Origin of the sequence: Corynebacterium silvaticum, from assembly GCF_002162115.2 — a bacterium.
In the GTDB taxonomy this organism is placed as follows: Bacteria; Actinomycetota; Actinomycetes; order Mycobacteriales; family Mycobacteriaceae; genus Corynebacterium; species Corynebacterium silvaticum.
In genome coordinates, this window is sequence record NZ_CP021417.2 from 701,961 (window position 1) to 720,079 (window position 18,119).

An 18,119-nucleotide genomic window follows, 5' to 3' on the forward strand; every position below is an offset into this window, starting at 1 on the left:
TCGTCTCCTCTCCGTCTTCTGCAGTCTTGTCTCGTCTCGGGTGCCAGCGACTCGTTTTCCTATCGTGAAAACAGGTTTAGAAACCGAGTGCAGTCCTTGGGACGAAGATATGTCGATTCTACCTCGGCGTGCACGTTTCTAAACATCAAGTACACGAACGTGTCGCGAGGAGGTGAACAGGGACATGGGAACCCGTAACACGAAGCAGACGTCTCGACCGGTCGCCAAGAAGGCGTCCGCACTGCTGCGCGACGGTCGCACCTCGGCCAAGACGAAGTCGGTCGCAGCCTCGGCGCTGGCTCAGGCCAAGCCGCGTAAGGGCAAGTAGCCCTCACGGCTGTCCTGCTGGCCAGACGTCAGTCGGCAGGACAGCCCAACCGCTGTGGCGGTCAGAGCCGTACCGGTCACCGGCCGGCCGCCCTTCCTCCTACACCCGCATGCGTTTTTCAACCGTATTCGGGAGACCTCCGTTGAGCGCTTGATGGGCACCACCTGTATCCGGGTTCACCCCGGGTCGGGTCGGTGCCCGTCACTGTTTCCGCTCAACACCACGGTCTCTCGCCGGTTGCCCTCAACGAGGTCTCCCTTCGCAAGAAGGGAAGCCCTCACGTGGCATTCAACAATCAATTCACTGTCCCGTACCTGACCCCCAGGGGCAACACCATCGACCTACCCGTCCCTGACCTGCCCGACAGCGAAGAACTGCGTGCCCAGCTGCGCGATCCGGCTTCGCGTCCGAAGTGGGCTCGCGCCTACCTCGACGACGTGTACGCCGAGTACCGCGAGCTGGACAATCGCCGCCGCTCCGACATCTCCGTCGACCAACCCGGCCACGGTGATGACGACGAGCGTGGCGGGCTGGGCGCGGATTACTTCGCCTCGGACGATCCGGACTTCACCGCGCAGGTCGAGGCCAACTTGGCGGTGGTCGAACTGCTGAGTCCGCTGACTGCGACGCAGCGCGAGTACATCGAGCTGCATGTGCTCCACGGCGACCGGTTCACCGAGATCGCCGCCGACAAGACCGGCGCAGGCCAGCCGACCAGTGCCGATGCGGTGCGTAAGGCCGTCTCGCGCGGCCTGGCCCAACTGCGCAAAACACTCACCGAGTCGTAGGCCGTCCGGTTTCGGTGCGTCCCATGCCTGACAGATGCAAGGCACTCCCTTCACTAGCCCGGTGATGGGGCGTACCACCACTCACATGGAAGGAAACCCGGATGCCCACCAAGCTCAAGATCAAGATCGCCAAGCATCCCAGCCCGGCTGCCGCACTCGCTGCAAAAGAAATCCGCCCCAGCAGGCGGATGCTGCGCGCGATCTTCGGCACCAGCCGACCCCAGCACCGCATGGCCGTGCTCCTGCCCGGCTCCGAAGCCTCCACCGTCGAGGTGCGTGTCGCCGACACCGACGACGACCTGATGGCGCTGGCCGACGCGGCAGGTGTCACCCGCGAGGGCGGTGATAACCGATGATCCCGGTGAGTGACGCGAACAGGTTCATTGGCGCGCTGAACCGGATCGCCGAAGGCGTCACCATGCTCGCCGCCGCAATTGAGGAGACCGCGTGGGAGGGGTTCGAGGATCACGCCGGGATGTCCGGCGCTCGTCCGATCGCCGCCGCCGGGCTCGCACAACCCGACCTGGAGCAGGCCGCCGCTGAGTACGAGGCCGCCCACCGACAGGCACCCGAACCGGCACCTGAGCCGGAGTCGGTGTCGCTGGCGCAGGTGCGTGGAGTGCTCGCCGGGCTCTCCAGCCAAGGCATGACCGAGCAGGTGCGTGGGCTGATTGTCGCCACCGGCGCGGACAAGCTGTCGGCGGTTGACCCGGCGAAGTACGGGTGGCTGCTGGCCAAGGCGAAGGAGCTGTCCGATGCCTGACCAGCATGCGCTGCTCTCGGCGTCGGGTTCGCACCGGTGGCTCAACTGTCCACCCAGCACCGTCCTCGAATCCCGTGAGCCGGATTCTCCGTCGGATGCTGCCGAGCAGGGCACCGTCGCACACGCGCTGGCGGAGTGGAAGCTGCGGCGTTCCCTCCACCAAGCGCCGACCTTCAAACCCGAATCTGACTGGATCGACGACGAGATGGAGAACCTGACCGACGACTACGTCGCCTTCGTCCAGGAACACATCTCACTGGCACGGGAGACCTGTGGTGATCCGCAGGTGTTGATCGAGCAGCGCCTCGACTTCTCCCATGTGGTGCCGGGCGGTTTCGGTACCGGCGACTGTGTGATCATCGCCGAACCCAAGCTGCAGATTATCGATCTGAAGTACGGGCAGGGCGTCCTGGTCGAGGCCGAGCGCAACCCGCAGCTCATGCTCTACGCGCTCGGAGCCGTCCACGCTTTCGGGGACTTGTATGACATCACCGATGTTGCGGTGACGATCTACCAGCCCCGGCGAGGCAACGTCGACACCTGGGAAACCTCCGTCGCAGAGCTCCTCGCGTGGGCTGAGACCGAGGTGAAGCCGAAGGCCGAGTTGGCTGCGGCGGGCGGGGGCGAGTTCTGTCCCGGCTCGTGGTGCCAGTTCTGCCGCATCGCACCGACGTGCCGAGCACGCGCCGAAGCCAACCTCGCGCTCGCCCAGCACGAGTTCGCCCCACCGGCCGAGCTGTCCGGCAGCGAGATTGCGGACGTGCTGACAAGGATTCCACAGCTCAAAACGTGGGCTGCGGATGTGGAGGCCTACGCGCTCTCGCAGGCGGTGAACCAGGGCAAGCACTGGGATGGTTTCAAGCTCGTCGCCGGACGGTCTGTCCGCAAGTACACGGACGAGAACGCCGTCGCCGAAGCGGCTGAAGCTGCCGGGTACGCCGACATCTACGACCGCAGACTCATCACGCTCACTGCGATGGAACGGCTCATGGGCAAGAAGACCTTCAACGAGGTGCTCGGCGACCTCGTGGTCAAGCCCGTGGGTAAGCCGACGCTCGCGCCTGACACCGACAAACGACCCGCGCTGGAAATCCACAGCGCACAAACCGAATTCACGAAAACAGAAAGCAGGTAACAACCTTGTCAACCAACAACCCCACCCGCGTCGTCACCGGCGAAGTCCGCCTCTCCTACGCTCACGTGTGGGAGCCGAACTCCATCCAGGGCGGCAAGCCCAAGTACTCCGTGTCGCTGATCATCCCGAAGGCCGACACCACCACCATCACAGCTATCGAGAAGGCCATCGACGCGGCGATCGACGCCGGTACGGCCAAGTTCGGGGGCAAGCGGCCGAACAAGGCGGCTCTGAAGCTGCCGCTTCGTGACGGGGATACCGAGCGTGACGACGAAGCCTACGCCAACAGCTTCTTCGTCAACGCCAACAGCCTCACTCCGCCGCAAGTTGTGGACGAGAACGTCTCTCCGATCCTTGACCGTTCCGAGGTGTACTCGGGTTGCTACGCCCGCGTCTCCCTGTCGTTCTACGCGTTCAACACGAACGGGAACAAGGGTGTGGCGTGCGGGCTGGGCAACATTCAGAAGATCCGCGACGGTGAACCCCTTGGCGCAGGCCGCGTCTCCGCTGAGTCCGACTTCGGCGCGCCGGCCGACGACTTCCTCAACTAAGGAGGCTGAATCATGAGTGACTGTTTCAACGCCATCACCCTCGCCGTGTGGGTCTACGTCCTGATCCCGTTCTGGATGGTCTGGGGCTACTACTGGATTAAGGACAAGCGGGCCAAACGCCGCGAACGTCAGCGCATCGATGAGCTGATCGCCAAGGAGAAGGCCGAGCTCGACAGGATGAACGCCACCTACAACCTCGACCCGAAGTAACACCCCAGCAGTGAGGGAGCCACCAAACACCGGTTGGCTCCCTCACCTTCGCCTACCCGACTGTCCAGGAGCCCTGATGCGCCAGATCGCTATCGATATTGAAACCTTCAGCCCAGCACCCCTAGCGAAAACCGGCGTCTACCCGTATGCCGAACACCCCGACTTCCGCCTCCTCATCTTCGGCTACTCGATCGACGGCGGCCCGGTGGAAGTCGTCGATCTCGCCAGTGGTGGTGGGCTGCCCGACGAGGTGCTCGCAGCATTGGTGGACCCGGGCGTGGTCAAGTGGGCGCATAACGCCGCCTTCGAGCGGGTCGCGCTCTCCGCGTGGCTGCAGCGTCATCACCCCGAGCTGTTGGCGGCCGGGTTTCTTGACCCGAGCCAGTGGCGCTGCACGATGGTGTGGTCGGCTTACCTCGGTCTGCCGATGAGCTTGGATGCGGTCGGTACGGCTCTTGACCTTGACGTTCAGAAGGATACGGCGGGTAAGCGGCTGATCAAGCAATTCTGCACGCCAGCCACACCCAGCGTGCTCAACGGTGGCGGCACCCGTAACCTGCCCAGCAGCGACCCGACCGGCTGGGCACAGTTCATCGACTACAACCAGCGCGACGTCGAGGTCGAACTCGCGCTCCACGACCGGCTCTCATCGTTTCCGATTCCCGAAGCCGAGTGGGACGCCTACGCCCTGGATCAACGCATCAACGACACCGGCATCCTGCTCGACCACACCCTCGCAGACGCTGCCGTCACCCTGGACGACCAGCATCGTGCCGCCACGTTGGCGCGGGCGCGGGAGTTGACCGGGTTGGAGAACCCGAACTCACCGATCCAGTTGAAGGAATGGCTCACCGCCCACGGCTGCGAGATGTCGTCCTTGGCGAAGGCTGATGTCGAAGCCGCCCTCGAGTCCGCCACGGGCAAGGTCAAAGAAGTCCTGGAGCTGCGCGGCGACCTCGCGAAATCCTCGGTGAAGAAGTACCAGGCGATGCATAACGTTACAGGCACGGACGGTAGGGCACGCGGCCTTATCCAGTTCTATGGAGCGGGACGCACCGGACGGTTCGCCGGACGCCTCGTCCAAGTCCAAAACCTGCCCCGTAACTACCTGCCCGACCTCGACCAAGCCCGCGCCCTCACCCGGCAGGGCAACCTCGACGCCCTTGAACTGCTCTACGACTCCGTGCCAGACACGCTGTCCCAGTTGATCCGGACAGCGTTCATCCCCAGTGCCGGGTGCCGGTTCATCGTCACCGACTACTCGGCGATCGAAGCCCGCGTCATCGCCTGGCTCGCCGGAGAACACACCACCCTCCAAGCCTTCGAGCAGGGCAAGGATCTGTATTGCGCGACCGCGAGCCGCATGTTCGGCGTCCCCGTCGAAAAACACGGCATCAACGCTGAGCTGCGCCAGAAGGGGAAGATCGCCACGCTGGCCTGCGGTTACAACGGCTCCGTCGGAGCGCTCAAGGCGATGGGTGCCCTACGGATGGGGCTGGCCGAGCACGAACTCAAACCCATCGTCGACGCCTGGCGGGCAACCAACCCCAACATCGTCCAACTCTGGGCCGACGTCGAGCAGGCCGCACTCGACGCCATCACCACCCGCCAGGCTGTTCGGCTGCGCAACCTCAGCTTCACTGCCGAGTCCGGCATCTTGTTCATCACCCTGCCCTCTGGTAGGCGGCTGGCCTACGTGAAGCCCCAGCTTGGTGAGAACCGGTGGGGCGGCACCTCCATCACCTACAGCGGTGTCACGACCGGACGCAAGTGGGGGCGGCTGGAGACCTACGGCGGGAAACTCGTCGAGAACATCGTCCAAGCAGTCGCTCGTGACCTCCTCGTCCACGCCATGACACTCGTCGCCGAGGCCGGGCATCGGATTGTCATGCACGTCCACGACGAAATCGTCATCGACGAACCCGAGGACTCCGGCTTCACCATCGCCGATGTCTGCCAGCTCATGACGACCCCACCCGACTGGGCAGCAGGACTGCCACTCGACGCCGACGGGTACGAGTGCGACTACTATCGCAAGGACTGACCGCAGTGTTCTACTGCTTCCGGTGTGACCGATCGAGGCGTTTATGGACGTAGGAGAAGGTTCCGAAAGCGTCGAGGAACTCGTCCGGCATTTCCTGTGATCCCTGCCGCGTGCGATGCGCGCGTGGATTGCGGAAATGCCCGTGAATACCGATCAGGAGGTTCTTGAATCCTTCCTGCTCGGAACGGTCGGAGTCATCCTTGTAATCATTGATTATTATTAGCGGTTCTTGGTTTCTTGACCCGAATGTTTCGTGAAATAGTGCGGCTCCATCTTGAGTGAGCCCAGTCATAGAGCGAATGCGATCAGGGATGGATTTTGCCGCTTCACTAATTGCATGGAAGAGCGACTGGTGGATGAGTTCCTGATTGCAGTATTGCAGGAGGGTTGAATGGCAGTTTCGATACTCAAGCTGGCGCTTCAAGCTGTTAGTCAGCGCCTCCACCTCGTCTAGGGAGCGTGGTGGCTGCGCCAATCTGCTGACTTTCCCCTGATCGTTGACCTTGAGCTTGTGCATCGCCAGTACAGCATTGATTTGCTCTCGAAGTTCGTGCCAACGCTCCCGCTGGCCTGGCTGGGCGTAAATGGAAGGATTCAGGGCCTCGGTGATGAAGCGTATGACGATATTTCCCGCTCCCTGCTTAGCTTGAATGTTGCTAAGCGCGATTGCCAAAGACTCGCGTTTGTTATTTCCATCCTGAAGTACAAAATCCCCACAGCGTTGCAATGCCTGCCTCAGTTCAGAGCCTGTTAGTCCTGGTGCATCAGTTTGGGCAAGAACATCAGAGATTGCAGTGATGAGCGCGGTAGGAAATGGAGTCATTTTGTGAACCATCGCGCCGCCTTTCTGTGAACAACTCTACCGCGAGGTCGTACGAAGTTACTCGCTGTCTGCGGCTCCAGCACCACCCGAGGCTCTCCGCGCAATCGACTTTGGGTTGACCCGTCCGGATTCGCCGGTCCGCGGGGGCGTATGGGCGAGAGCCTTCCTCACGCCGCGTCCGGTTTCGGTGCCTGCCGTGCCTGACAGGTGAGAGCCTGGCGCATCCCGCGCCCGCGATTGTCTACCCGGCTCTCAGAAAAGGAGCCGGTCATGGCTACCGCGCTACAAGCGTTCACCAACCACGAGTTCGGCACGATCCGAACCATCACCTCGGGCGGGCAGATCCTGTTCTGCGGCCGGGATGTGGCCACCGCCCTCGGCTACGCCAACCCGAGCAAGGCACTCCAAGATCATTGCAAGGGGGTTCCGTTTCGTTACCCCCTTGAGACGCCTGGTGGCATCCAGCAGGTCAGGTTCATCAGCGAAGGTGACCTGTACCGGCTGATCGTCTCCTCCAAGCTGCCCGCCGCCGAACAGTTCGAGGCGTGGGTGTTCGACGAGGTGTTGCCGTCGATCCGCCGTCACGGCGTGTACGCCATTGACGAGCTGCTCAATGATGATGAGTTCTTGGAGCGGGCGATCGCCACCCTGCGCGTCGAGCGGGCCAAGCGGCTCGCCGCCGAACAAGCCCTGCTGGAGGCGGCACCGAAGGTGTCCTATTACGACGTGGTGCTGGCATCGCCGTCGCTGATCACCACCACCGAGATCGCCAAGGACTACGGCCTGTCGGCGAAGAAGCTCAACCAGATTCTGCGCGAGGAGCAGGTGCAGTTCCACCAGTCCGGCCGCTGGTTCCTCTACGCGCGCTTCGCTGAGCAGGGCTACACCCAGTCAAAGACGCACGAGTACGACGAGGGCAAGACCCGCACCCACATGTACTGGACGCAGAAGGGACGCCTGTTCATCTACGACCTGTTGAAAAACACCCGCAGGCTGCTGCCGGTAATCGAGCGTGAAGGCGAGGACGCCAGATGACCACCACCGCGCTTCTCGATAGCGGAATCCCGACCAAGAACATCGAAGGATACCCTGACCCCACCTGCTACAAGGCACTGAAAGCGATCCAGCGCGCCGAGTACGGGTACCGACCGCTGGTGTACATCTGCTCCCCGTACTCCGGCGATGTGGAAGCCAACCTCAAGCTTGCCCGCCGCTTCAGCGCGTTCGCTGTCTCCGCGCGGCAAATTCCGTTGGCCCCGCACCTGCACTACCCGCAGTTCATGGACGACACCGACCCGGATGCCCGTGAGCTGGCCATGTTCTTCAACCGCATCCTGCTTTCGAAGTGCGAACAACTATGGGCCTACATCGGCCGGGTCAGCGCGGGGATGCGCGCCGAAATCGACTGGGCCCACCAGATGGACCTCCCCGTCCGCTTCTTCGACGCCGACTTCCAGGAGGTGCACCCCGCATGACCCCGTTCACCCTATGTGCCGCCACCAGTAGCGGCAATGCGCACAACAACCACTACCCGAACCACCACCACATCACCGACCAGACGGGACTAGGGCAGGTGACCCAGTTGGATCATGTCGCCGCCACCTACACCGGCGACCGGCGCTCCTCTGCGAGCTTCATCTCCTCGGACTGTGTCGTCATGGACATCGACAACGACCACACCGACAACCCCGCCGACTGGATCACATCGGAGACCCTCGGCGAGCTCATGGCGGGTGTGGTGTTCATGACCGCCACCAGCCGCAACAACCAGAAGCCGAAGGGCGCACTGTCGGCCAGGCCGCGCTTCCACGTCTACTTCCCGATCAACCCGGTGACGGACGCGGAGGTATATGCGGGGTTGAAGCGCCGCCTCGCGACCCGGTTCGGGTTCTTCGACTCGCAGGCGTTGGATGCCGGCAGGTTCATCTACGGCACCATCAACTCCCACATCACCGTCCACGACGGTACGAAGCTACTGGATGCCTGGCTGGACGAGGCCGACGAGATCGACGTGTTCGCCGCGTTCGATGCTTCGACTCAGGTGATCGGGGAAGGCTCCCGCAACGCCATCCTCTCCCGCTTCGCTGGCAGGGTGCTGATCCGTTACGGGCAGACCGCCCAAGCGCGGGACTTGTTCGATCGGAAAGCATCCCTGTGCGAGCCGCCACTGTCGGATCACGAGTTGGAGTCGATCTGGGGCTCGGCGTGCCGTTTCGCCGCCAAGGTTGAGGCGCAGCCGGGGTATCTGTCGCCGGAGGCGTATGCGGAGCTGACGAGCCTGCGGCCGGATGATCTCACCGATGTGGGGCAGGCGACGATCCTGGCTGGCGAGTACGCGGGACGGATCTGCTATTCGCCGGCGACCGCGTGGATGGCCTACGAGAACGGGGTGTGGGAAGAAAACGAACCCAAAGTCCAGCACGTCGTCCAAGAACTCACCACCCGCCAACTCGAACAGGCTCAGACCGAACTCGACCAGGTGACTGAGCGTGCCGGGGAACTCGGGGTGACCGCGATGTTGGTGGCGATGAGCAAGACCAAGGCGCTGGCGGCGTTTAGCCGAGAGCAGGCGCGGGCCTACCACCAGATGGTCGCAGTCCAGGAGTGGATGAAGTTCATCTACAAATGCCGCTCAGACCGCACCATCCTCGCCGTCATGCGCCAAGCCCGACCCCTCGCGCTCATCGACCCGCAGGTCTTGGATGCCGACCCGTACCTGCTCAACACCCCCTCGGCGACGTTCGACCTGCGCGACGGCAGCCGTCGCGACCACGACCCGTCCGACATGGTCACCAAACAAACCGCCGTCGACCCCACCGATCAGGGCAAGCAGATGTGGCTCGACGCGCTCAACGTCACCTTCGGCGGCGACGCGGAGTTGATCGGGTACGTGCAACGCGTCTGCGGGCTGGCCGCGATCGGGAAAGTGCTCATCGAGGCGTTGATCATTGCCTACGGGGACGGCCGCAACGGCAAATCCACGTTCTGGAACACGATCGCCCGCGTGCTGGGCAACTACTCCGGCTCGATCTCGGCAGACGCGCTTACCGTCGGGGTGCGGCGCAACGTCAAACCCGAACTAGCCGAAGCACGCGGAAAACGTCTGCTGATCGCGGCCGAGACCGAGGAAGGGATGCGGATATCGACCTCGAATGTGAAACAGCTGGCCTCCACGGACGAAATCTCGGCGGAAAAGAAATTCAAAGACCCTTTCGCCTTCACGCCCTCCCACACCCTCATCCTCTACACCAACCACCTACCCAGGGTGGGGGCGATGGATGCCGGTATTTGGCGGCGGCTGATCGTCATCCCGTTCGAAGCGAAAATCGAAGGATCTAGCGACATCAAGAACTACGCCGACTACCTCTATCAGCACGCTGGCGGGGCGATTCTGGCGTGGATCATGGACGGCGCACGCCTCATCCACACAGAGGACTACCACCTCAACCCGCCCCGGCAGGTCGTGGAAGCGTCAGCGGCATACCGGGAAGACAATGACTGGTTCACCCAATTCCTCGAGGACTCCTGTGACGTCGACCCTGGCCTGTCAGAGCGTGCGGGCGATCTCTACCAGACCTACCGGGCGTGGGCACAAAACACTGCCGGGTGGGCTCGTCCAATGATGGATTTCAACTCCGCCGTCGAACAAGCTGGTTATGTGCGCAAGAAAACCAGAAACGGCATGTTCGTCCACGGTTTAGCCATCAAATCCGAATTCGACACTACCCACTAAGCCACTGCGTGTGACGACCGATGACGATCAGTTCTATACCCCGCGTAAGGAAAATACAGAGTGTATTTCTCTATATAAAAGGTATGGATTGACTCGTCACCGGTCGTCACCCCACAAGAAAAACCTTTGAGGAAAAACGACCATGAACGAACACCACATCGAACAAGCCCTGAAACACGGCGTTGAGGCGGCTGGCGGGATCTGCTGGAAACTCGTCAGCCCCGGCACCAATGGTGTCCCAGACCGCATCTGCATCATGCATGGACGCGTCGTCTTCGTCGAACTGAAAGCACCCGGACGCCAACCCCGCCCCATCCAAGCGCGCCGCATGAAGCAACTGACCGATCACGAGATGGCCGTGCTCATCGTCGACAGCCTGGCTGGCGTTGAGGAGGTGCTCGATGCATTATCAGCCGCATAACTACCAAACCCAGGCCACCCGGTTCATCGAGACCCACCCGCAGGCTGCGATCCTGCTCGGGATGGGACTCGGCAAGACCGTGATCACCCTGACCGCGATCTGGAACCTGCTGCTGGATTCCTTCCAAGCCCGCCGCGTGTTGATCATCGCACCACTGCGGGTGGCTCGTGACACCTGGCCTGCTGAAGCCCGGAAGTGGGATCACCTCGCGGGGCTGACGATCGCTATCGCTGTCGGCACCAAGACCGAGCGGCTGGACGCGCTCGCACGGGATGCGATGGTGACGGTCATCAACCGGGAGAACGTGCCGTGGCTGGTCAAACAGTTCGATGGCACGTGGCCGTTCGACATGGTCGTCATTGACGAACTGAGCTCCTTCAAGAATCATCGGGCTCAGCGCTTCAAAGCCCTCGCCACCGTCCGCCCACGGATCGCGCGGATCGTGGGTCTGACTGGCACGCCAGCCTCGAATGGGTTGATGGATTTGTGGGCGCAGTTCCGGCTCCTCGACGGCGGCCAACGCCTCGGCAGATTCATCACCCGCTACCGCGACAAGTGGTTCCTGCCGGATAAGCGCAACGGAATGCAGGTGTTCACGTACAAGCCGAGGGCAGGCGCTGAGGAGGAAATCTACGACGCTATCGCCGACATGACGTTGTCGATGCGCACCACCGACCACCTCCAACTGCCCGCGTTGACGGTCACCACGACCGCCGTCGCCTTGGATGGTGAGGAGCGGGCGGTGTATGAGCGGTTGCGAGATGAGATGGTGCTCGACCTCGACGGGCAGATCGTCGACGCGGCGAACGCCGCCGCCCTTTCCGGCAAGCTCTTGCAGCTCGCCTCGGGAGCGATCTACGACGAAGACGGCGAGGTCATCGAGGTGCACGACCGCAAGCTCGACGCGCTCGAAGACCTCGTGGAGGCCGCCAACGGTCAGCCCCTGCTGGTGGCGTACTGGTACCGACACGACCTGCAACGAATCACCGAACGATTCCCACAGGCTCGCGAACTCAAGACCAGTAGCGACATCGAGGCGTGGAATGCCCGTCAGATTCCGCTCGCGCTGATCCACCCAGCCTCCGCCGGGCATGGCCTGAACCTCCAAGCCGGTGGCAACCTGCTCGTCTGGTTCTCTCTGACCTGGAGCCTCGAGCTTTACCAACAGACGAATGCCCGGCTGTATCGGCAAGGCCAGTCCGAGCCGGTGACGATCACGCATCTGGCCACCACCGGAACCCTCGACGACGCCGCCCTATCAGCCTTGGAGTCGAAGAACCTGACGCAGTCCGCGCTGATCGATGCGGTCACTCACGAACTACACACCTCGAAGGAGCACACCGAATGCATGTCATGACCCGATACTTAGACACCCGCAAGGCCGCGATCGCCGCCCTGCAGGATTACCCACTCATGGAGCACGCCGCAGGCGACACCAGCCACGTGGCAGATCAGCTTCGGGAGGATCTCGTCCACCCAGCCTCGCCCAGGTTGGATGGCCTGCCGCGCTATGTGAATCCGCACGGTAACGAAAACAGGATTGCTGCGACGTTGGACAAGATCGACCTGCTCGCCGAACGCCAACGCCAAGCCCGCGAATACCTCGACTGGTTCCTCCCAGCCTGGGGACTCCTGTCGGAGGATGACAGGTTTGTGCTCGAGGCGTTCTTCCTCGGCGACGGCCCGCAGGAGGATGCGGTGAACCTGGTGTGCGACCACTTCTACGTAGAACGCTCCACCGCGCACCAGAAGAAGTCACGGGCGCTGGGGCGGTTGGCGACGGCGTTGTATGGGCCAAGTGGTTTGTGAACCCACCCGATAAAAGGTGTCGGCAAACGCGGATGACTTGCCCCAAACCAGCCCGTAACGTAGTAAGCGGTTGACAACTAGGTCAAGACCCCCAGACGCATCCTCGGTAGCCCGTCTGGGGGTCTTGCCGTATTTGTGGGAGGTGGGTGTGGTGCCGAGGAAACCGAAACGCCCCTGCTCCCAACCCGGCTGCCCAGAACTCACCGACCACCGCTTCTGCCCGGCTCACGCTCGTGCAGAAGACGAGCGGTACCGGACGTATCAGCGTGACCCTGCGATCAACAAGCGCTACGACCACCGCTGGCGCAAAATCCGCAACACCTACATCCAAGCCCACCCGTTGTGCGAACACTGCCAAGCGAACGGGCGCGTCACGCCAGCCCAGGAGGTTGACCACATCATCCCGCTCGAGCGCGGTGGCACCCATGACGAGGCGAACCTGCAAGCGCTGTGCAAGCAGTGCCACTCATCCAAGACCGCCCGCGAGGACGACCGATGGCGGCAACAACCCAGGGTTTACAGCTACTGAGAACGCGCGTAAGCCCGCGTAACGCGCCGAGGTTTGCGACCCTCAACGATGCCCACCTGCACGGTGTTCGCCGTTCTCGGGGCAACGTCGCAGCGTTGTGCGAGGGGTAGGGGGCATCGGATCTCTACCGCGCTCGGGTTCCTCAGCGGGCGGGGCCAACCGCGCACAAAGTCCCCGAATCAAACGGGGTATTGACCCCGTCCCAAGAATTCTTCTGCACCAGCGAGCGAAATTCGGCCTCCACTCCAAGGCCACGACGGCCACGGAAAGGAGGTACACCATGGCAAAAGACGGCACCAACCGTGGCGGACGCCGCGTGAGAGCAGGCGCAAAACCAGACGCGCTGAATGAGAAGCTTGCTGCAGGCCGCCCCGCCACACGGCTCACCACACCGGCCGAGCTCGATGTGTTCGACCTGGACGGCACCGACATCGGCGATGGTGCGGTGCTTGCGGGCGAGCCGATGCCTGAACCGGACGAGTACCTGAGCGCGGAGCAGCGCGACGGCAAACCACTCGGCGCGGACCTGGTGTACCGGGAGACCTGGAACTGGCTGGATGCGCGGGGCTGTACCAAGTTCGTCTCGAAGCGCCTAATTGAGCTGTATGCGCAGGCGTTCGCACGCTATGTGCAGTGTGAGCAGGCGATCAGCAAGTTCGGTCTGCTGGGTAAGCACCCCACCACGGGAGCTGCGATCGCCAGCCCGTTCGTAGCCATGTCGCAGTCGTTTGGGAAGCAGGCGAATGTGTATTGGTATGAGATTTACGAGATCGTGCGCGCCACCTGCACTACTGATTATTCGGGTGCGGCTCCTGGTGATGAGGTGATGGAGCGGCTGCTGAAAGCCCGCTCCTAAGCTTCGAATCATTTTCTTTTGCCTGTCCGTCTAGGGGCAGGCGTTTTTGTGTGGTCATGTCATGAAAGGAAAGTGCTGGTTGTGTTGAAGACTGCTGAGGCTGTGTGTATTGGTCATCCCGATAAGCTGTGTGACCTGGTTGCCGATACGATTCTCGATGACGTGCTGTTGGATGATCCGGCAGCCCGTGTGGCGGTTGAGGTGATGATTTCTGGTCACCGGGTGATTGTCGCTGGTGAGATTTCGTCGACGGTGCGTCCTCGTATCCGCCGATCGGTAAGGGACGCGCTAGTGCGGGCGGGTTATCGTCCGTGGCGGTTCCTCATCTTTGTGTGGGTGCGTCGCCAATCGGCAGATATCGCTGCAGGAGTTGCTAGGTCGTTGGAAGCACGCGGCGGTGATGATACCGCGTTCGCGTTGCAAGGGGCGGGTGACCAGGGCACTGTTTACGGGTATGCCACTAATGAGACCCCGCAACGTTTGCCGTTGCCGCTGGTGCTAGCCCACGAGATTTGCGCCCGCCTGGATAAGGCCCGCACGCAAGGAATCATCACTGGGATTAAGCCGGATGGTAAGGCTCAAGTGAGCGTGCGCTATGACGACACGGGTAGCCCGGTGGCCGTGGAGACGGTGGTGGTCTCGGTCCAACACGAAGCCACGAAAGACCTCGATGAGCTCGTGGCTGAGGTGACGTCGCTGATCGTGGCTCCAGCCTGCAAGCCTTACCGGCCGATTAGTGCTGACACCGAGATCCTCGTCAACCCCTCTGGCTCGTTCATGGTTGGTGGCCCGAAAGCTGACACGGGGCTGACCGGTCGCAAGCTCATGGTTGACACTTATGGCGGGCTGGCGGCTCACGGTGGCGGGGCGTTTAGCGGTAAGGATGCTTCGAAGGTTGACCGGTCGGCTGCTTACATGGCGCGGTTGATCGCTAAAACCATTGTGGATGCACGTCTTGCTGAGGAATGCCAGGTCGGGGTCTCGTATGCGATTGGGAAAGCTGATCCGGTCGCGTTCACTGTTGACACGTTCGGTACCGGCCAGCACCCAGACTGGCTACTCACCGCTGCTGCACGCGAGGTGTTCCCGCTACGCCCAGCAGCCATCATCGACCTGCTGCGGCTGCGGGCACCGGGCTACGCGAACTATTCGACTTATGGGCACCTCGGCTACCCGGGGCAAGCCTGGGAGGACACGTTTAGCCATATTGACTCGTTGCGAAAGGCGGTGACCACTCATGCTGGTCAAACCCATGCCCATCAGTGAACTGCGGCCTGCTGACTACAACCCGCGTAAAGACCTCCAGCCAGGCGATGCAGAGTATGAGAAACTCAAACGCTCACTGACCGAGTTCGGCTATGTCGAACCAGTCATCTGGAATAAGACCACGGGCAATGTGGTCGGTGGGCATCAGCGACTCAAAGTGCTCGCCGACCTTGGCCACACCGATGTTGACTGCGTGGTCGTCGAGCTTGATGAGACCCGCGAGAAGGCGCTGAATGTGGCGTTGAACAAGATCAGCGGCGAATGGGACGAGAACAAGCTGGCCCTGCTCATCGCCGACCTGGACGCGGCCGACTTTGATGCCGAGCTCACCGGCTTCGACGACGATGAAATCGCCCAGATGATAGGTTCCCTCGACGATGACGAGGTCACCGATGACGGCTTCGACCTCGCCGCCGCTCTTGAGGCCGCATCGTTCGTCCAGCGCGGGGACATCTGGACCGTCGGCAGACACCGGCTGGTCTGCGGGGACGCCACCAACCCCGGTGATGTCACAGTGCTCATGGACGGCAAGAGCGCGAACCTGGTGCTCACCGACCCGCCCTACAACGTGGCCTTCGAGTCCTCCGACGGGCTCACGATCAAAAACGACGCGATGAAGGCCGACTCCTTCTACGAGTTCCTGCTCACAGCGTTCACCAACATGGCGGGTGTCCTCGACAAGGGCGGGTCGGCGTATGTGTTCCACGCCGACACCGAAGGGCTAAACTTCCGCAAAGCGTTCATCGACGCCGGGTTCAAACTTTCCGGATGCTGCATCTGGGTCAAAGACTCCCTCGTGCTGGGACGCTCGCCGTACCAGTGGCAGCACGAACCCGTGCTCTACGGGTGGAAGCAAGGTGCCAAGCACAAGTGGTTCGCTGACCGGAAACAGACCACGATCTGGAACTTCGCCAAGCCGCGAAAGAATTCCGACCACCCGACGAGCAAGCCGCTGGACCTACTGGCCTATCCGATCCGCAACTCCACCCAGACAGGCGCGATCATCCTCGATATCTTCGCTGGCAGCGGCTCGACCCTGATGGCAGCAGAGCAGACCGACCGCATCGCATATTGCATGGAGCTCGACGAAAAGTACGCCTCGGTGATCCTGCGCCGCTACGCCGACGCGACCGGGGACGCAGCCGGGATCACCTGCCAGCGCGACGGCACCCAGTACACGTACCTGGAACTGGTCAAACAGGTCGACCGCGACTGCGAATAAACCCCGGAAATGCAGGCAAAACAGGGGCGTGAAAATGAGCCGCTGATCAGGGCAAAAACGACTGGATAAGCGGAAAAACCTATGGCTGTATGTACATGACCACAACACCCCCACACCTGGGGGAACCGAGCGAAAAGGACTGGTCATGAGTGAATTACACATCGAAATCAGCGAGCTCATCGCAGCCGGAGTCAACGTGTCCGACCCCGAGGAAACCCTGCGGATTGCCACAGCACGCGGCTACCAGCTGGTGGTGCGTGTGATCGAGTACGACCCGACGCGTTTCCTCACCATGGTGGCAGCCTGGTTCGAGCAGGAGGTCGTGGCATGAGCATCCTCGCCTTCACCCCGCACAAAACGGGCAGGAAGAAGCTCGCCCAGCTTCTCGCCGACCACCTTGGCACCAAGGCCACCTACCTGGGCACACCCTCGTTTGCCTACGAGATCGCAGACACCACGCTGGATCGGGACTGGACCCTCTACCTGCCAGAGAGCATCGAGGCGCAGGCCGTGCTCGAGGCCGCCCACAAGGCGGGCTTTGAAACCGCCGACCCGGGCGAGGTAGCGTTGACGGTCACGATGCCCACCACCGGGTGGAGTGAGCGCACTCGCGCCAACCTCGAAGCGCTCCTAGCAGCCAAAGGGCCACTGATCGCCAAAGCCCTGGGCATCCCGGCCACACCCGTGCAGTTCAACGATGACCAGACGGTCTCGTTCCCGTGGTGTGAGTCGATCTCCCCGGAGACGGCACGCGAGGCGGTGATCCCGCTTGTAGCCGGGCTCTGCCAACGAGCCCAGGAGGCAACCCGGATCCGATCCACACCGCCTGCACCCGGCAACGACAAGTACACGATGCGCTGCTTCCTGCTCTCCCTGGGCTTCATCGGCCCCGAACACAAGCAGGCACGCCGCATCCTGCTGGCAGGCCTCGAAGGCGACGCCGCCTGGCGCACCCCAGCAAGTAAGAAGGAGAACCGGCCATGACTCCCGGCCAGCGGGTGCGCCTGATCGCCACCAGCGACCCGTACACGACGCTGCGCCCCGGCACGCTAGGCACCGTGGCGTTCGTCGACGACCTCGGCACCGTCCACGTCGACTGGGACACCGGATCGAATCTGGGGCTCATCCCGGGCGAGGACTCCTGGGAAACCCTACCCACCGAAGAGCCTGAAAAATAGCGGCTCATCAGGGCAAATAATGACTGGATAAGTGCCCGCACCTATGGCTGTATGTACATGACGAAGACACGCCACCTCAAGAGAAGGACACAGCCATGAACACCCAGACAAAGATGAGCATCGAAGAAGAAACCACCCAGCGCCTGGTCGAGAATGCGAACCGGCTCGGCTACATCATCGTCACCATCGACACCACAAACGACCTCGCGATCGAGATCCGCCCCGCAGCCCTCATGCCGTACATCCCGCCCTTGTACCGGGATTGGGAAACCGGCCAGTGGACAATCCAAACCACCTCATACGGCTGCCTCGACCCGGAAGAGATCGAAAAGGTCACCGACGGCTACCGACGCGCCATCGACATGGTCAGCGAACTGGCACCCCTGAACGCCCGCGACCTGGCCAACTACAGCATCACCCGCAACGCCTGACCCACTGGCACCCGGAAACCCTGCTACAAGCG

At 62.2% G+C, this 18,119-nt stretch carries 23 protein-coding genes; 22 read left to right on the forward strand and 1 reads right to left on the reverse strand.

The features are described from left to right. The first annotated feature begins 184 nt into the window (after positions 1–184). The 8 genes from CBE74_RS15735 to CBE74_RS15770 all read left to right on the forward strand — a co-directional run bounded on the left by CBE74_RS15735 (position 185) and on the right by CBE74_RS15770 (position 5,819). Entirely contained in the window at positions 185–328 is a 144-nt protein-coding gene (locus CBE74_RS15735) for a hypothetical protein (RefSeq protein WP_166741061.1), read from the forward strand. Positions 329–609: 281 nt separating this feature from the next. Continuing rightward, positions 610–1,116, forward strand: a complete 507-nt coding sequence (locus CBE74_RS15740; protein ID WP_087453552.1) for an RNA polymerase sigma factor — start codon at positions 610–612, stop codon at positions 1,114–1,116. A 101-nt stretch (positions 1,117–1,217) separates the two neighbouring features. Further along, positions 1,218–1,472, forward strand: coding sequence for a hypothetical protein (locus CBE74_RS15745; RefSeq protein WP_034236395.1), 255 nt, complete (start codon positions 1,218–1,220; stop codon positions 1,470–1,472). Then, the gene (locus tag CBE74_RS15750) at positions 1,472–1,879 is read left to right on the forward strand and encodes a hypothetical protein (protein ID WP_087454846.1); all 408 of its coding nucleotides are present in this window, start codon (positions 1,472–1,474) and stop codon (positions 1,877–1,879) included. Before CBE74_RS15745 ends, CBE74_RS15750 begins: the two co-directional genes overlap by 1 nt. Continuing rightward, a complete protein-coding gene (locus tag CBE74_RS15755) occupies positions 1,872–3,014 on the forward strand; it encodes a DUF2800 domain-containing protein (RefSeq protein WP_087453553.1) in 1,143 nt (380 codons plus the stop codon). Before CBE74_RS15750 ends, CBE74_RS15755 begins: the two co-directional genes overlap by 8 nt. A gap of 5 nt (positions 3,015–3,019) precedes the next feature. Continuing rightward, positions 3,020–3,565 carry a DUF2815 family protein gene (locus CBE74_RS15760; RefSeq protein WP_002536741.1) on the forward strand — a complete coding sequence of 182 codons (546 nt, stop codon included), beginning with the start codon at positions 3,020–3,022 and terminating at the stop codon, positions 3,563–3,565. 12 nt (positions 3,566–3,577) lie between these two features. Beyond that, entirely contained in the window at positions 3,578–3,775 is a 198-nt protein-coding gene (locus tag CBE74_RS15765; RefSeq protein ID WP_002531048.1) for a hypothetical protein, read from the forward strand. Between the two features lie 76 nt (positions 3,776–3,851). Further along, entirely contained in the window at positions 3,852–5,819 is a 1,968-nt protein-coding gene (locus tag CBE74_RS15770; RefSeq protein ID WP_087453554.1) for a DNA polymerase, read from the forward strand. Positions 5,820–5,829: 10 nt separating this feature from the next. Here the strand turns inward: CBE74_RS15770 and CBE74_RS15775 are convergent, their stop codons facing one another. Continuing rightward, entirely contained in the window at positions 5,830–6,642 is an 813-nt protein-coding gene (locus CBE74_RS15775) for a TIGR02391 family protein (protein ID WP_225871179.1), read from the reverse strand. 270 nt (positions 6,643–6,912) lie between these two features. On the opposite strand from CBE74_RS15775, the gene CBE74_RS15780 reads away from it, so the two are divergent. The 14 genes from CBE74_RS15780 to CBE74_RS15845 all read left to right on the forward strand — a co-directional run bounded on the left by CBE74_RS15780 (position 6,913) and on the right by CBE74_RS15845 (position 18,087). Beyond that, on the forward strand, positions 6,913–7,677 hold the full coding sequence (locus CBE74_RS15780) for a phage antirepressor (protein WP_087453556.1): 765 nt from the start codon (positions 6,913–6,915) through the stop codon (positions 7,675–7,677). After that, positions 7,674–8,117 (forward strand): DUF7768 domain-containing protein, encoded by a 444-nt coding sequence (locus tag CBE74_RS15785; protein WP_087453557.1) that lies wholly within the window; start codon positions 7,674–7,676, stop codon positions 8,115–8,117. The genes CBE74_RS15780 and CBE74_RS15785 overlap by 4 nt, the downstream gene beginning before the upstream one ends. After that, complete coding sequence (locus tag CBE74_RS15790; RefSeq protein WP_087453558.1) at positions 8,114–10,375, forward strand: phage/plasmid primase, P4 family; 2,262 nt, start codon at positions 8,114–8,116, stop codon at positions 10,373–10,375. Before CBE74_RS15785 ends, CBE74_RS15790 begins: the two co-directional genes overlap by 4 nt. 142 nt (positions 10,376–10,517) lie before the next feature. After that, complete coding sequence (locus CBE74_RS15795) at positions 10,518–10,796, forward strand: VRR-NUC domain-containing protein (RefSeq protein WP_087453559.1); 279 nt, start codon at positions 10,518–10,520, stop codon at positions 10,794–10,796. Further along, the gene (locus CBE74_RS15800; RefSeq protein WP_087453560.1) at positions 10,777–12,153 is read left to right on the forward strand and encodes a DEAD/DEAH box helicase; all 1,377 of its coding nucleotides are present in this window, start codon (positions 10,777–10,779) and stop codon (positions 12,151–12,153) included. Before CBE74_RS15795 ends, CBE74_RS15800 begins: the two co-directional genes overlap by 20 nt. Continuing rightward, positions 12,141–12,605, forward strand: a complete 465-nt coding sequence (locus tag CBE74_RS15805; RefSeq protein ID WP_049619234.1) for a hypothetical protein — start codon at positions 12,141–12,143, stop codon at positions 12,603–12,605. Before CBE74_RS15800 ends, CBE74_RS15805 begins: the two co-directional genes overlap by 13 nt. A 400-nt stretch (positions 12,606–13,005) precedes the next feature. Continuing rightward, a complete protein-coding gene (locus CBE74_RS24810) occupies positions 13,006–13,134 on the forward strand; it encodes an HNH endonuclease (protein WP_233426105.1) in 129 nt (42 codons plus the stop codon). Positions 13,135–13,414: 280 nt separating this feature from the next. Then, positions 13,415–13,990 carry a P27 family phage terminase small subunit gene (locus CBE74_RS15815; RefSeq protein ID WP_087453562.1) on the forward strand — a complete coding sequence of 192 codons (576 nt, stop codon included), beginning with the start codon at positions 13,415–13,417 and terminating at the stop codon, positions 13,988–13,990. Between the two features lie 81 nt (positions 13,991–14,071). Next, the gene (gene metK / locus CBE74_RS15820; protein ID WP_233426088.1) at positions 14,072–15,256 is read left to right on the forward strand and encodes a methionine adenosyltransferase; all 1,185 of its coding nucleotides are present in this window, start codon (positions 14,072–14,074) and stop codon (positions 15,254–15,256) included. After that, entirely contained in the window at positions 15,228–16,478 is a 1,251-nt protein-coding gene (locus CBE74_RS15825) for a site-specific DNA-methyltransferase (RefSeq protein ID WP_087453563.1), read from the forward strand. Before metK ends, CBE74_RS15825 begins: the two co-directional genes overlap by 29 nt. A gap of 145 nt (positions 16,479–16,623) precedes the next feature. Continuing rightward, positions 16,624–16,809: a cell division protein gene (locus CBE74_RS15830; protein WP_087453564.1), complete on the forward strand. Its 186-nt coding sequence runs from the start codon at positions 16,624–16,626 to the stop codon at positions 16,807–16,809. Then, entirely contained in the window at positions 16,806–17,462 is a 657-nt protein-coding gene (locus CBE74_RS15835; protein ID WP_087453565.1) for a hypothetical protein, read from the forward strand. Before CBE74_RS15830 ends, CBE74_RS15835 begins: the two co-directional genes overlap by 4 nt. Then, a complete protein-coding gene (locus CBE74_RS15840; RefSeq protein WP_087453566.1) occupies positions 17,459–17,656 on the forward strand; it encodes a DUF4314 domain-containing protein in 198 nt (65 codons plus the stop codon). Before CBE74_RS15835 ends, CBE74_RS15840 begins: the two co-directional genes overlap by 4 nt. A gap of 95 nt (positions 17,657–17,751) precedes the next feature. Next, positions 17,752–18,087, forward strand: coding sequence for a hypothetical protein (locus tag CBE74_RS15845; protein WP_087453567.1), 336 nt, complete (start codon positions 17,752–17,754; stop codon positions 18,085–18,087). The last annotated feature ends 32 nt before the right edge of the window (positions 18,088–18,119 follow it).

What these genes read in the sequence shown, in the direction of transcription:
- CBE74_RS15735 (WP_166741061.1), top strand. Translation starts at nt 185, where the DNA reads ATGGGAACCCGTAACACGAAGCAGACGTCTCGACCGGTCGCCAAGAAG.
- CBE74_RS15745 (WP_034236395.1), top strand. Translation starts at nt 1,218, where the DNA reads ATGCCCACCAAGCTCAAGATCAAGATCGCCAAGCATCCCAGCCCGGCT.
- CBE74_RS15755 (WP_087453553.1), top strand. Translation starts at nt 1,872, where the DNA reads ATGCCTGACCAGCATGCGCTGCTCTCGGCGTCGGGTTCGCACCGGTGG.
- CBE74_RS15765 (WP_002531048.1), top strand. Translation starts at nt 3,578, where the DNA reads ATGAGTGACTGTTTCAACGCCATCACCCTCGCCGTGTGGGTCTACGTC.
- CBE74_RS15770 (WP_087453554.1), top strand. Translation starts at nt 3,852, where the DNA reads ATGCGCCAGATCGCTATCGATATTGAAACCTTCAGCCCAGCACCCCTA.
- CBE74_RS15775 (WP_225871179.1), bottom strand. Translation starts at nt 6,642, where the DNA reads ATGACTCCATTTCCTACCGCGCTCATCACTGCAATCTCTGATGTTCTT.
- CBE74_RS15780 (WP_087453556.1), top strand. Translation starts at nt 6,913, where the DNA reads ATGGCTACCGCGCTACAAGCGTTCACCAACCACGAGTTCGGCACGATC.
- CBE74_RS15785 (WP_087453557.1), top strand. Translation starts at nt 7,674, where the DNA reads ATGACCACCACCGCGCTTCTCGATAGCGGAATCCCGACCAAGAACATC.
- CBE74_RS15790 (WP_087453558.1), top strand. Translation starts at nt 8,114, where the DNA reads ATGACCCCGTTCACCCTATGTGCCGCCACCAGTAGCGGCAATGCGCAC.
- CBE74_RS15795 (WP_087453559.1), top strand. Translation starts at nt 10,518, where the DNA reads ATGAACGAACACCACATCGAACAAGCCCTGAAACACGGCGTTGAGGCG.
- CBE74_RS15800 (WP_087453560.1), top strand. Translation starts at nt 10,777, where the DNA reads ATGCATTATCAGCCGCATAACTACCAAACCCAGGCCACCCGGTTCATC.
- CBE74_RS15805 (WP_049619234.1), top strand. Translation starts at nt 12,141, where the DNA reads ATGCATGTCATGACCCGATACTTAGACACCCGCAAGGCCGCGATCGCC.
- CBE74_RS15815 (WP_087453562.1), top strand. Translation starts at nt 13,415, where the DNA reads ATGGCAAAAGACGGCACCAACCGTGGCGGACGCCGCGTGAGAGCAGGC.
- CBE74_RS15825 (WP_087453563.1), top strand. Translation starts at nt 15,228, where the DNA reads ATGCTGGTCAAACCCATGCCCATCAGTGAACTGCGGCCTGCTGACTAC.
- CBE74_RS15830 (WP_087453564.1), top strand. Translation starts at nt 16,624, where the DNA reads ATGAGTGAATTACACATCGAAATCAGCGAGCTCATCGCAGCCGGAGTC.
- CBE74_RS15835 (WP_087453565.1), top strand. Translation starts at nt 16,806, where the DNA reads ATGAGCATCCTCGCCTTCACCCCGCACAAAACGGGCAGGAAGAAGCTC.
- CBE74_RS15840 (WP_087453566.1), top strand. Translation starts at nt 17,459, where the DNA reads ATGACTCCCGGCCAGCGGGTGCGCCTGATCGCCACCAGCGACCCGTAC.
- CBE74_RS15845 (WP_087453567.1), top strand. Translation starts at nt 17,752, where the DNA reads ATGAACACCCAGACAAAGATGAGCATCGAAGAAGAAACCACCCAGCGC.